The sequence below is a fragment of the Streptomyces sp. AC512_CC834 genome, from assembly GCF_019049325.1.
Taxonomy (GTDB): domain Bacteria; phylum Actinomycetota; class Actinomycetes; order Streptomycetales; family Streptomycetaceae; genus Streptomyces.
In genome coordinates, this window is record NZ_JAGMUO010000034.1 from 424,717 (window position 1) to 439,283 (window position 14,567).

The 14,567-nt window shown below is 70.5% G+C and carries 3 protein-coding genes; all 3 read left to right on the forward strand.

Translation table 11 applies throughout. From position 1 onward, the window contains the following. Positions 1-158 precede the first annotated feature (158 nt). The 3 genes from KUM40_RS42425 (at position 159) to KUM40_RS15070 (ending at position 14,555) form a co-directional block, all read left to right on the forward strand. Positions 159-6,134 (forward strand): DEAD/DEAH box helicase, encoded by a 5,976-nt coding sequence (locus KUM40_RS42425; protein ID WP_217166432.1) that lies wholly within the window; start codon positions 159-161, stop codon positions 6,132-6,134. Next, positions 6,131-8,437, forward strand: coding sequence for a hypothetical protein (locus KUM40_RS15065; protein WP_217166433.1), 2,307 nt, complete (start codon positions 6,131-6,133; stop codon positions 8,435-8,437). The genes KUM40_RS42425 and KUM40_RS15065 overlap by 4 nt, the downstream gene beginning before the upstream one ends. A gap of 193 nt (positions 8,438-8,630) precedes the next feature. Continuing rightward, positions 8,631-14,555, forward strand: a complete 5,925-nt coding sequence (locus tag KUM40_RS15070) for a hypothetical protein (RefSeq protein WP_217166434.1) — start codon at positions 8,631-8,633, stop codon at positions 14,553-14,555. Positions 14,556-14,567 lie beyond the last annotated feature (12 nt).

Genomic DNA, 14,567 nt, shown 5'->3' on the forward strand with positions numbered 1-14,567 from the left:
CGGACGGTCAACAACGTACAGCACACGTCAAGTCTGGACAAGTGATTGACGATGCTTTCAGTGCTGTGCTTATCTGGTCGAGCTTCCGGCGGGGACGTCCGGCATGGCGCAACCGGGCGCCGTGCCTGGGGGCGGCCGGGGATGGTGGGGGACGAGTCGTGACTGATGGACGGGCGGTTTCCGCCGCGGCGCGGACGCTCGCGGAGCTGGTCCGCGACGTTCCGGCCGGGCTCACGGAGCAGGAACTCGCTCTGCGGGCAACTCAGCGCTTCAGCAGGATCCCGCGGCCGCGAGTGACCAAGCTGATCGCGGAGGCGCTGGAGGGCGGGCTGCTGATTACCACGGGGGGCCCGGGGAGCCGGCTTCGTCACGTCGCCGCGCCGGGGCCGGGTGTTCCTGACCGCGCAACGGCTGTCGATGGCGAAGTGTCGGGTGACGGGGAGCGAGGGGACGCGCGGTCGGACAAGCGCGCGCTTCGTGCGGTCGCACTCGACGTGGAGAGCGTCGTACGCACCACGGCGACCAAACCCTACGTGGAGCGCCACGTCTACCAGGTGGCGGCGGTCCGGTTCGGTGCGGATACGCAGTGGGTGACGGCCGGCGGTCCCTGGCAGCGCTACCTCAGGTTTCCGGGGGACAGAGAAGAGCTGCGCGACACCCGGGTGCGGGATGCCGTGATCGAGCGAGGAGTTCCCGCCGAACAGGCGTGGGACGAACTGCGCGCCTGCTTGAACGGCGTGGATGCCGTGGTCGCCTACAACGGTACGGAGCTCGACTTCCCCGTCATCAGCGAAGCGGCTCAGCGGTCAGGGGTCGGTGACCCACTTGCCGGTATCGCGAAGGCAGACGCCCTCTATCTCGCGCATGCTCTGTGGCCGACGGCTCCGTCGCACCGGCTTCATGACCTGGCGCGCGAGTCGGGCGTATCGATGACGGGGATGCGCGCCCACACCGCCGACGGCGATGCCGCCCTGCTCGTTCGGCTCCTGGAGTCGGGCGCCGCCGAGTTCGCCGGGCGAACGCCTGGACTGTGCGACCTCGTCGCCGATGTCCTGCGCGCCGACTCCCGTGCCTGGCGGCTGCTGTGGGAACTGGCCGAAGGGCGACCGTTCGGCGAGCGAGCGCCGCTCGTGTGGGACCAGGCCGACGTGGCACGGCTGCTGGGCGGCGAGTTCGGGCGGCACCTGCCCCGTCGCACTCCTGGCGGCAAGCCACCGGGACGCAGTGCGGTCGTCGTCCCGGACACGCTGCGCGACTCCGACGGCCGGGTCGACCCGACCGCCCTCGCACGCGTCGTCCACGGACCGCGGGTGGAGCCCCGCCCCGCGCAGCAGCAGATGACGAAGACACTGCACGAGTGGACCGATCGCGGTGTCAGCGGCCTGCTGGAGGCCCCCACGGGCACCGGCAAGAGCTACGCCGTACTCGCCGCCGCGCTCGACTGGCTGGCCGGAGGTGACGACCGTACGGCGGTCATCGCCACGTACACCAAGCAGTTGCAGGGACAGATGGCCCGGGATCTCGACGACCTGGAGCGGGCCCTGCCCGGTGTCCTCGGCGCTGCCGACCTGATCAAGGGCCAGTCCAACCGGCTCTCTCTGGCGGCGCTGACCAAAGCGCTGGCCGATGCCACCCGCGAGGGCCCCGAGCGAGCCCACGGACCCGCCAGGTTCGCCGCACAGCCCCACTTCAGGGAACTGGCCGTCTTCCTCGCTCTGCGGCTGCTCGCGGCCCAGAAGCCACCGCAGTCGTGGACGGCGCGGTCCGTGGACACGGTCGACCTGCCCGCCTTCTTCACCGGCTACGTGGGCCGGGGCAACCTGGCCGCCTGGCTCGAATCGCTCTCCCAGCGGGACGGGGACTACGGCCCCGGTGCCCGGACCCCGCTCAGCGACCACACGGACACGGTGCGGGAGGCCATCGGCGGGCACCGACTCATCCTGGCCAACCACGCGCTGGCCCTGTCCCACCTCGACGACCTGCGCGCCGTCGCGCCGGGCATGCTCCTCGTGATCGACGAAGCACACGAACTCGAGAACGCCGCCACCTCGGCGCTGACCACCGCCGTGGACTACCAGGACCTGGAAGCGGTACTGGCGGAGCACGAGGCATGGCTCAGCGAGGCACTTCCCGGCACCGAACGGGACCGGGCCGCCACGGCGATCAGTGAGCTCGGCCAGTTGCTCGACGACGAACGACTGCCCCGACTCGCGGCCCAGGCCTTCGACGCCAAAGCCAAGGGGGTGGGCGTACGCATCGGTAGCCGGGCGACCACCCTTGCCAGCCCCTATTCGGGCACCGCCGGAAGTCGGGACACCCGTCGGCTGTCCCGACTGCTGGACCGCGTCGGCAAGATGCTCGCCAGTTGCCGCACCGCCCTGGAGCGGTACGTCGCGCAGCACACCGGACGGATCGATGTGCTCGTCCGGGAACGGCTCACCGCACTCGCGCAGCACACGGACGACCTCGCCACGGCACTCGACCGCATCACGGCCGACATCGACGCCTTCCTCGACCCGGTGGTCACCCTGGACGAAACGCCACCGTCACGCGTCGTCCACCTGGAGGAACTCGCCGAACCCAAGGTCGAACTGAGGTCCTACCGGTTCCGAGTCGCCACCAGCCCCGTCGACCTGCCCGACGACCCGGAATGGCGGCGCTGGCTGGAGTCGTTCGACCGCGTGCACTACGTCTCCGCCACCCTGCGCGTCGCCGGGGAGTGGGACTTCGTACGCAGCCGGCTCGGCCTGCCGGACAGCCTTCCGGACCTGGCGCTGCCCTCCCCGTTCGACCTCAAGAACCAGGCCGAGGTGGTGTGCTTCGCCGACTTCCCGTCCTGGGCCGAACAGGAAGAGGGGGCGATGCGGACGGTCGCCCACCAGATGGCCGGATTCGCCGGAGAAATGACCCACCGGCGCACCGACGGAAGCGGGTTCGACGGGGGCGGCCTCATCCTGACCACGGCCCGATCCACCGCCGCCGGCATCGGCAGCCACCTCGTGGCCGAACTACGCTCCCGCGCTCTGGAGACACCGGTCGTCGAAGCCGTCCCACTCGGCAACGGCCGCGCCTACCAGGCATTCACCGATCCTCAGGACGGAGGAGGGTTCCTCGTCGGCACCAAAGGGCTGTGGCAGGGCGTCGACGTCTCCGACGCCGAACGGCTGCGCCTGGTCTGGATCAACAAACTGCCCTTCGCGCCGTTCGCGGCGCCCGTGGTCGAGGCCCGCCGCGCGGCCGTCACCGCACGCGCGGCACAGGCCGGCCACCCCGACCCGGACGGTGCCGCCACCGAGCACTACTACCTGCCGCTCGCCGCACTCCAACTCCGCCAAGCCGTCGGCCGGCTCATCCGGTCGGACCGGCATCGCGGAGTGGTCGTCATCAGTGACCGCAAACTCGGTGGCCAGAGCAGTCTGCGCCGCTCCTACCGGCGCGCCTTCCTCGGAAGCCTCGACGAAGGCCTGGAGCGCCCCGACCCGGAGACCGGCGAGACCGGCGGCGGCAACGTCACCACCATGGCCGACGGGTGGCGTCGCATCTGGCGGTTCATGGCGGCCCAAGGGGCTCTCGACGCGGGCCGGGCCGGTGAACTGTGCACGGACGCGGCTCTCAAGCGACACACCCTGCTGCCCCACACCCGGCGCATCGGGGAACTGGCTCTCACCTCGGAAGAAGTCCGACAGTTGACGGACCGGGGCACACTCGTCGAAGAGGTGCTGGAGCGCTGCGCCCGTATCGGCGGCCTGCTGCGGCTCGCGGACGACCCGGTGACTCTCAAGCCCGCCCAACGAACCGTCATCGCGGCGGTCGCCGAGGGCCGCAACGTACTCGGGCTGTTGCCCACCGGCTTCGGGAAGAGCTTCGCTTTTCAACTGCCCGCGCTGGTGCTGCCCGGCGTCACCCTCGTGGTGAGCCCTCTGGTGGCTCTCATGCACGACCAGGCCCTCGAACTCAACCGCTCCATCGGCGGAGCCGTCCGCGCCCTGATCTCCCCGCTGCGTGAGTCCAGCAGCCGAGCCGGCAAGACCGAAGTGGCGGACCAACTGCTGGGCCGGGCCGACCACGGCATCCGACTCGTGTACGTCAGCCCGGAACGCCTCTGCCAGCGCCGGTTCCGAGAGACCGTACGCAAGGCCGCCCAGGAGGGCAGGCTCACCCGGATCGCAGTCGACGAGGCGCACACGCTGGCGCAGTGGGAGGACTTCCGGCCCAGCATGCGCCGCGTCGGCCGCTTCCTGGACGAACTGCGCCGCGAACACGGCGTGGCCGTCACCGCCGTGACCGCGACCGCCAACCATGCCGTCCACGAAGCTCTGCGCGAAGGGCTGTTCGCCCTGCCCCCGGCGATTCCGGCAGCCGGTTCGCCCCAGGAGCACGCCGAAGCGGAACACCCGGCGGTCGTCGGTGGGCTCGTGACCGTGCGGGAGAACCCGATCCGTCCCGAGCTGGCCATCTCCCGGCGCTCCCTGGACCGGCCGGGACAGGGGGGAGTGGCCGGACTGGTCGAAAGAGTGGTCGACGCGCTGGACGGTCACGCGATCCTCTACTGCCTCACGGTCAAAGAGGTCAACACCCTCTACACCCATCTGCGTGAGTACATCGGTGACACCGGAGTCCGCGTGCTGCGCTTCCACGGGCGGCTCACGGAGACGGAGAAGTCGGCAGTCATGCTCGAGTTCCGTGAAGCCCCGCGTGAGGGCGAACAAGCCTTCGCACCCGTCGTCGTGGTCGCCACCTCCGCCTTCGGCCTCGGTGTCAACCGGCCCGACGTACGCACCGTGATGTGCGTGTCGCCGCCCACCGACTTGGCCGCCCTGTACCAGCAGATCGGACGGGCCGGGCGCGACAGTGCGGACCGGCGCGCCGATGCCGTCGGCCCCGTCAACAGCGGCCTCGCCCTGGCGACGAGTCGCGGGCTGCGCATGGTGCGGTTCATGACCGGCCAGGAACTGTCACCGCCCCTGTTGCGGCGCATGGGCAACCTCGTCCTGGCCCAGGACAAGGGCACACTCGATCCGGCGCCGCTGGCCGGTGCCCTCATGACCCAGGATGCCGCGGCCGGTGTCCTGACCGAGTCCGAACTGGAGGACCGGCACACCCAGGAGCGCTACCAGAGCGGCATCATGCGCGCGTTCAGCGCCCTCGCCGATCTCGGCGCCGTCGAGGACCACGGCGACCACCCACCGCACAGCGCGGTCAAACCCGGCGACCTGCACCCCACGCCGTACGGCAGCAGGCTGACGGGCGGCGATCCGGTCGGACCGGAAGAGACCGAGCTGCAACGGGTCGAGCGAACCGTCATGGACACGGCCCTGTCGTGGGCCACCCCCGCACGGGTGGACGTTCTCCTCCTGCACCGGGAACTCGGCGCGCGGTGCGCCGACTACGCCGCGTACGCCGACGGGCCGGCAGCGACGTGGGAGCTGCTCGCCGACCTGCACGACCGGGGGCTCCTCGATGTCTCCGCCGCGCCCAGCCGCCGCCTCGTCACGGGACTCACCGTGCGCGAACACACGCTCCCCGAGGGCTATGTACGCCTGCTCGGCCGACGGGGCCGGCGCGCGACGGAGGAGCTGGCGAGGCTCAGGGAGTTCTTCGACGCCCACACGACCTGCGCCCAGCGGCTCTTCGCGGACTACTTCGGGGTCGCCGAACTTCCCGAAGGCTGCTGCGGCACGGCCCACTGCCGTTGCTCCGCCTGCTGGGACACGGCACGGACGACAGCCGAAGGGCGACGGTCCGCCGTCGCCGAGGCGTTCCACAGCCCCCGCCCCCGGGACGGCGGCCGGTCGGACACCTCGCTGCGTGACCGCCGGGTCGACCTGCAGGTTCACCGGCTGCTGCGGCTCCAGCCCCAAGGCATGCACCCGCGCAGGATCTGGCACGCGCTACGCGGTGACGAAGCCTCGTACAACCCCGGCAGCCGCAGGATGGTCGCCCTCCCGCGGGCCCTGCGCGAAAGCCGCCACTTCGGCGGCCGTGCCGACCTGCCCCGGTCCGCCGTCGGCGAGAGCCTGACCCGGCTCGCCTCGGCCGGAGCCGCCACGGAGGACGAGCGGGGGATCTGGCGCGCGGTCCGCGCGGCCCGGCCCGCGGCGAGGCAAGCGGAAGCGAACAGGAGCGGCGCATGACGACGAGCAACGCAGGCGCGGACAACTGGCGACCGTACGAGGACGAACCCGTACTCACCCCCGCGATGACCGACGGTCACCGAGCCACGCCGCCGGCAGAAATGAGCCGGCTCCGCGCATATCTCGAAGCGGTCGTCGACGACCGCCGCGGCGGACCGGTGCACACCGCGGTCGCTTTCAACGCCGCCTACTTCGGCTACGAACTGGGCGGGGAGGGCTACGGCAACGGGGCCTTCGACATCGACACCTTCCCCGGCCTGGCCCTGGGGGACGAGACACCCGCGCTGCCCGTCGGCGCCCTCGTCCGAATCGAAACAGGCTCCGATCCGCTGTACGCCGAGATCGTGTACAAGGAGGGGTGCCGTCCGTCCGTGCTGGACGGGGGCGACATCCCGGCCTGGACGTCCGGCGCACCGGCGGACGCCACAGGCCCCGGCATGCGGCAGCAGACGGCGGGCCCGCTGCGCCGGGAACTGCTCGTCCCGGACCTGACGGTCTTCGGCCCCGGGCTCCAACTGCCCGACACGAAACTCAAGCGATTCCGCACCCGTCAGAAGTGGCTCAACAAGGACGGCCATGTCGTCGTGGACGCCCGATACGCCTCCGCAACCGAAGCGGCCCTTGACGGTCCCGCGGCCTTCGTGCGGCACCTGCTCACCTGCCAGCGGGAGTCCGTGCTGAGCCCCCTCGTCCCGGTGTCCGTCGTCCAACTGGCGGGCAGCAGCGGGCAGGAGCGGCTGGAAGAGGCACTCGCCGGTCTGCTCGACACAGTCGAGTACGCAATGCGCACCAGTGACGTCCTGCGCCGCTGGGGCCACTACGTCCTGGCCCGCACCCGCATAGGGGCAGGGCTGTGCCACGACGGGCCGCTCGGCGAGGCGGACCTGTACGCCCTCACCGGCTCCCTGGAACGCTCCGCCGCTCCGACGGCTCGCAGACGACACGGCCTGCGGGGAGCACGCACGACGTACACGGCGATCGGCCCGTGGCTGCGTGCTCTGAACGGTGCCGAACCACTGCTGACCGGAGTGGAGTACGCGGTTTCGGCGTGCCGGGCCAACCTGGCCGTCGCGGACTACCTCCGTGGGGACACGGACAACGGTCTGCGTTCCGGCAGCGGAGTGCGGATCACTCTCGACGACGCCTTCGAGGGCGGCGGTATCTGGCGGTCCCACCACCCCGGGGCGGACGAGGCGGACGGCAGCGACCCCCTCGTCCCGGCAGGCCGGGGCTGGCTGGACAGCGTGAACCCGGCCGGTGCGACCGCGGCCGACGTGACCGGGCGCACCGCGGAACCCGAGCAGGAGGCGGAAGCCCCGATCGCGGACCAGGCCGTCCCGGAAGAACCCATCGGGGCCCACAACTACCTGCGCATCACCGACAGCGAGATCTGCTGGCAGGTACCGCTTCGTCTCGCGCACCTCATGGAGGACCGCCTCCCGCTCAACCCACGGGTCTCGTACGGGCTTCGGCGGCTCGGTACCGGTACTCGCCCTGTGCGCCTGGAGCTCAGCCACCCCGGGGGCGCCCTCGACGCCTCCGAAGAAGTACAGGAGGTCACCCTCGAACTCACCGAGGAGACCTGTCTGCTGCGTGGCGTTCAGTGGCCCATCGACTTCTTCCCCGGACTGCGGATCTACGTCCAGTGGCCACGCGGTGGAACCGTCTTCCGGCTCTCCACGGCCGAACTCGAGAACCCGGTCGACATCGACGGACAGCTCATCGGCCACCAGTACGACCCTCAGGTGCTGACCCGCGACGGAGTGCCCGGCAGCAGCCGGGACAGCGACTCGGGGAGCGGCCTCGGCACCCGGCGCCTCGTCCTGCGTGCCGTCCGCAGGCTCGGCCTGCTCACACCCGACGGGCACGCCCTGCTCGACCGCTCCGCGCTGCCCGCGGGCGTCTACGCCTCGGCTCCGGCCCCACAACAGGTCACCGAACTCGAAGAGGCGGTCGCCGAACTCGTCGACCAGCGGCACCTGTACGTGGCCGTCGGTAGCCGTGGGGCGGACGGGCAACCGCATCATCCCGCGCGTGAGGGCGAGGCCCCGATACCGCTCATCGGCTACGCGCCCAACCCCGTGGTCCAGCCGCGGCCCGGTACGGGAGGGCGCGGACCCGTGCAGGCCATGGGATCCGAACACTTCGTCCACGGCTTCCTGCGCCGACTGCCCGCGGGCAGTACGCCGACCGACGCGCAGCGAGCCGCCTACCGCCAGCACTGCCGGCGCGTGGGCAAGGCGGACGGCTGGGAACTGCCACGCGGCTACACGTTCGTCACCGCCCACTCCCGACGCCGCTGACCCGGCCAGGGCAGCAGCTTCACTCACACCACGCATTCAGACCACAACACCCTCCATCTTCAAATATTCTTCACATTCGTCACGACAACGTCGCTTGCTACGAGAAAGCCGGCACTGCATGACCCACAGCCATCCGGTGATCACTGATCCGCCGTTTTCCCCTCCAGGCACACCCGTCGGACTCCTCGAGGACTTGGCCACCGCACTTGACGGACTCGGCCCAGTAGTCCGCTCCTCTCTCGCCGGTCTCACCGTGGAGGAGACGGAACTCGCGCTCAATTCCCTCGCCCCCACGGATCGCCAGGCCGTGATGGGCAGCCTCGGTTTCCGCAAGGTCGTGCCGCGCAGCTTCGGCCGCGTACTCAGCGAACAGGTGCTCAAGCGGATACAGCGCCTGGAGTCGGATCCTGAACTCGAGCACATCGCGACCCACCTGACCGCTCGGATCTCGAACGACGTCGTCTTCGAGGTGCAGGGCCAGGACCAGGAGACCGCGCGCGTCGAGCGCTGGGGAGACCGCCTTGTGTGCCTCGCGCTGTTCTCCCGGATCAAGGCGTCGGCCATTGACGCTCGTGTGCTGACGTGGGCCGCCGAACACGACTGGTTCGGCGCCGACGTGGACAGAGCAGCACGGGAAGCAGCAGGCGAGGCGGCGCGGCGGGTGATTGACGCCATCGACGAGCTGGGCCGGCAGTCCGTACCGGAGGGAGGCGTCAGCAGCGACGACGGTGGCCCGACGGGTGTTCCGACTCCCCGAAGGAACCCGGACGGGGCGGCGGAGCGTGCCCCGGCGGACTCCGTTCAGGAGGGGAAACGGGTACCGGAAACCGATCGGCCACAGGAGTCGGAGGGAGCGCCGGAGTCGGAGCGAACCGCCCTCGACGAGCCGGCACTGTCCGGTCAGCGGTTGCGGGACACCGTCGACGGGGCGCGGGAGTCCGTGGAACGCGTCAGGAGCGCGCTGCTGGAGGGGCACCCGCCCGCCGGCTCGGATCTTGCGGCGCTCGCCACCGTCGCCCCTGCCTTCGCCCGGGCGCGGAGTGCCCTCGCGAGGGCAGGGGTCCCCGATGTCGCCGAACGCCTCGCGGATCTGCTCGCGGCGATTGACGGCGTCCGGGTGAGGGCCGAGCGGGACCGGGACACCCGTCGTCTCCTGGCGACCGTGCTGACCTTGGGGTGTGAGCCGGACAGTGCGGTGGCCGAGGTGATCGCGGACGCCGCGCGACGTGCCGGAGCCCTGCTCGCCAAGGGCACCTGGGACGAGGAGGACGAGTCCTGCGGACACCTGCTCGGCCTCCTCGTACGGCTCGTCGAGCTGAGGGAACGGCCCGGTTCGGGTGCGGCGATCATCGAGACACAGCAAGAGCTGTCGCTCGCCCATCCGCCGTATGCCGTGGCGGCCGTGCTGCACGAGCAGATCACCATCACGACGGCCGGGAGCGTCGATGCCGTAGTACCCGTGCCGAAGAGTGCGGCCACTGTGGACCAGGACCTGTCGACCGTGGTGACGCTGCCCGGGACGTCGAAGGGGAAGTCGACCGACTCGGCCGACGGAAACCAGGCGGCCGAACCGCCCGCCACCGTCACGGGCAGCACTGCGGCCGAACCACCCGCGACAGCGCCCCCGCATGAGCTTCCGGTCCTCGCCGAAGCACAGCCGGAGAACGTCGAGGCGGAGAGTGTCGAGGCGGAGAACGTCGAGGCGGAGAGTGTCGAGTCCGCCCTTGCCCGGCTGATCGTCGAGAAGCGCTTCGGGCTCGCGGCCCAGCTCGCACACGCGGCAGGCCGGCCGGAGGCGGAGACCGCCGTGCTGCGCCTGGCCGCCGCGTCGGACCTGCTCACCCCGCGCTCCGACCGCGCCGCGCGCTTCGTCGAAGACTCCCTGCGCGAGTGGGAAGCCCAGAACGACGCCGCGGCCGGCGGGCTGGAGCTTCTCCTGATGCCCGTTCTCGTACGGGCCGCACTGGCGACGGGCGCACCCGTCGTCGGTGCCCAGCTACGGGCGCTCTCCCCACATCTGCCGGACACGCTGCAGCAGATGGCCGCGGAGGTGGCGGAGCGTACGCTGAACAGCGCTCTGCTGCTGGCACCGCTGCACACGGTCGTTGCCGATGCCTCCCAGACCGAGGGTCGACTGCAGGACGCGGTCGAGGCCTGCCGGAACCTGCTCGTCCCACCGAGGATGCGGTTCCAGCGCGCCTCCCAGATGGTGAAGCAATGGCTGTCGCCCCACGGACTCATGGGCGGTGTGCTGACGGCCGTCGTCAATGGGGCGGTGGACGCCGAGGAACGGGCTGGCGCCCTGCTGAAGCGGCTGGAACGGCCCACGCACATCGAGGACGAGATCGACCGCATGGACGGCGGGCTGCGCGGCACCGGTGGCCGCGTCATCCACGGCTCCGGCCGCAACTACGTGCGGCAGTTCGTCGAGCGGGTGCGTGACGCGGTCTGGGAATGGCACAGCGCTCAGCGCGAACTGGGGATCGTCAGGTCCGAGCAGACCGTCTGGGCCGCGGACTCGGTGGCCGGTCTACGGATTTCCCTGTTGGGGCTGCGCAAAAGGGCCGGAAACGAAGTGGAGTCCGCCCGCCACCGCAGCCGTCCGGTGGCCAGGGCCGCCGCCCTGGCCGGCGGTGAACTGCTCGAGGTCCTGTTCCACGATCTGGAGTCCGGGACCACCGCGACGCCGCACGCGACCGAGATCGAGGTACGCGAGCTGCTGGACATCGAGCTCCACAAACTGCCGGACTGGCCGGACACGGATCCCACGGTCCCCGGGCTGCTCGCGGCAGGGCACAGGACATGGGACGACGCGATCGGACTCCAGGTCGCCCGGGACGGCTTCTCCGCCGTTCGGTCCATCCTGCGCCTGGCCGAGACCGGACTGCTTCCCGCCGCCGGTGCCCTGGAGCTGAACGACGACAGACTCGCCAGGCTCGCACAGGCGGAGCAGCGGCGGCACGGCGCGCTCAGTGAGCAGGCCCGCGAGCTCGGTGCGGAATTGCGACGCGCGCAGGCAGACGGAGCCCTCACCGACGAGCAGGACGTCAGCCTCCAGGAACTGCTCGCCGATGCCACCGGGCGTACCGAAGAAGGCGAGCCGCGTGAACTGTCGGTCATCAGGCGCAACCTCGACCGGGTCGCCGAACTGCTCCCGCACTACCGCAAGGAGGCCGCCGACCGGCTCCGGGCCCGGCTCGACGCCCTGACCGACATCAGCGAGTCCGACCGGGAGCGCGTCCGGCACAACCTGGACAACGACAGCCTGGCCACGGCCGCGGAACTGGTCTACTTCCTCGAACTGGGCGAACCAGTACCGGAGATCAGGGCTGAAGAGTCCCACCTGGAGATGTTCTTCCCCGCGGTGCCCGACGCCCTGCCCGGCGGGATCACCCCCGAACTGATCCAGGCAGTCCGTGCCCGCGGCTGCCTGCGCAGGCCGGCGGTGCTGGACTACTCCTCCCTGTCGGAGGGCGAGGCGGAACGAGCCGCAGACGCCCTGGAACGGTGGGTGAAGCTCGCCTCGACCCGGGACCGGGCCAACATCAACCCCCGCATCGACCTCACCCCCGCTCTGTCCCTGCTCGGCTTCGAAGCCAGGAAAGCGGTGCCGCTGCGCGACCTGCGGTACGGCAAGGATTTCCGGTTCTTCGAGCTCGGCGAGACAGAGGTCAACGGTCGTGCCTGGGCGCCGGCCTTCGGATCGCAGCTCAAGGACCGGGGCGACAAACTGCGCGCCCTGCTGATCTGGGGGTGCCCGCCGGCCCAGTTGCTCATCAGCCGCATCGCCCAGGACCCCGACGAAAGCAGCCTCATCGTCGTGCACTTCGGCACACTCGACAGCCGCACGCGCACCGAACTCGCCGCTGCCTCCCAGGGCAGCAAGCCCATCCTCGTCGTCGACGACGCGGCGCTCGCCTACCTCACCGCGCGCGGCAACCGGCGCGTGGACGCCGCCACCGAAACCCTGCTTCCGTTCTCCGGAGTGAACCCCTACATCAAGGAGAAGCGCGGCCAGATCGGCTACGAGATGTTCTACGGACGCGACCGGGAACGCAAGAGCATCCTCGATCCGACCGGTACCCAGATCCTTTACGGTGGCCGCGGACTCGGCAAGTCCGCGCTGCTCGCCGATGCGGGCGACCGCTTCGTGGAACAGCGGCCCGGAAACCGCAAGCTCTACCTCAACCTGGACAAGATCGGTATCGGCAAGGGTATCGCTCTCGGCGCAGCGGCGATCTGGACCACCCTGGACCAGGACCTGACGAAGGCCGGTGTCCTGGAGGAGCCGCGTCGCCGAGGCCCCCAGCCGGAACCCTGGCAGCGGGTGACCGACGGCATCGCCGAGTGGCTGGCGCAGGACGCCGACCGGAGGCTGCTCATCCTGCTCGACGAGTGCGACAGCTTCTTCGAGGCGGACGTGCCCGACTGCACGGAAACCCGTCGCCTGCGTGGACTGGGCGAGGACTCCCGGGGCCGGGCCAAGGTCGTCTTCGCCGGCCTGCACTCCGTCCAGCGGTTCACCCGCCTGGCCAGGAACGGTCCGTTCAGCCACCTCGCGCAGACACCGACCGTCGTCGGACCGCTCACGCCGCAGTTTGCCGCAGACCTGATCGTCCACCCCATGAGGGCGCTCGGATTCGAGTTCGCGGATGTCGATCTGGTGAACCGTGTGCTCGGCCACTGTTCGTACCAGCCCTTCCTGCTGCAGATCTTCGGAAGCCGGATGGTGCAGGTCATGCAGGAGAAGCGGGCTCGTCAGCCGCTTGTTCGACCGCCTTACACCATCGAGGCGGCGGACGTGGACGTGGTCGAGCAGGACGCGTCACTGCGCTCGGACATCACCGCGGCCTTCAAGGACACACTCGCCCTCGACGACCGTTACAACGTCGTCGCCAACGTGCTCGCCCAGCACGCCCGTGACAACGGCCTGGAGACCAGGCTCAGCGACCGGGAGTTGCGCGACGAATGCGCCGGCTGGTGGTCCCAGGGCTTCGACAAGCTGGACAGTGAGGGCTTTCGCGCGTACCTGCAGGAGATGGTGGGCCTCGGTGTCCTGGCACCCAACCACGACGGGCAGGGCTGGCACCTGCGCGGCCCGAACGCGCTGCGCATGATCGGAACCGCTCAGGAGATCGAGGCTCGCCTCTGGAGCGCCGAGCACGAGTCGAGGCTGGAGGAGACCGTAGTCCTGGAAAGCCGTCCGGGACTGGACGGCGGCCGTCGCTCCGCCCCGCTCACGATCAACCAGATCGACTATCTGCTCGGTGAGGGCGGCAATCAGGTCCGTGTAGTGCTCGGCACCCACGCGACGGGCATCGGCGACGTGGAGCGCACCCTGCGGGACGCCACCAGCCGAGTGAAGGGGTGGACCTTGCCGCCGATCGGCGGTGCCAAGCCCTACCGCAAGGCGCTCGCCGAGGATCGGCCCGGCAGCGAACGGCAGTTGATCGTCAGCGACCTGGTGAAGCGCGGCGACAAGCCCTGCAGGGAATCCCTGGAACTGGCCAGGACCGTCACGCCCACCGCGGCCGACGCCACCCGTTCGGTGGTTCTGATCTCGAGTGCCGCCCAGCTCGCGTTCTGGCGTGAGCTACTGATGGACAGCGAGGTCCGACGAGCCGAGGGGGACGACATCGTGGTGGTACTGCGTCGTCATGGTCTGCGAGGCCTGCGGGACTGGACGCAGGACCACGGTGTCTACGAGACCGAGGAACGGCAGGCCAGGCTGGCAGCGGCAACCGGCGGTTGGCCGTATCTGCTGGACCGCGTCCTGGAACTGCGTGAGAGGCGCAGGGACCAGGACCTCGCCCTGCACGAACTGGAGGAGTGGCTCAGCCGGGCGGACGGCGCGGAGGAGCTCGTCACCGCGGTGGGCCTCCTGGAGGACGAGGCGGCCCGGGCGGGCTACACCGCGATTGTCGAGCAACTCGGCACAGGGTGGAACGCCGACGCCGACTGCGCGGCCGCGGCCGAACTCGCGGGCCTCGCCCCCGATGACGCCCGGTGGGCACTCACCTGCCTCGAAACCCTCCAGGTCCTCGACCGCGACGGAAGCAGCCTGCGCGTCGAGCCGGTCCTCAACAGGGCGCTGGACGTCCTGTCCGCGAAGGAATGATCCGCGGGTGAG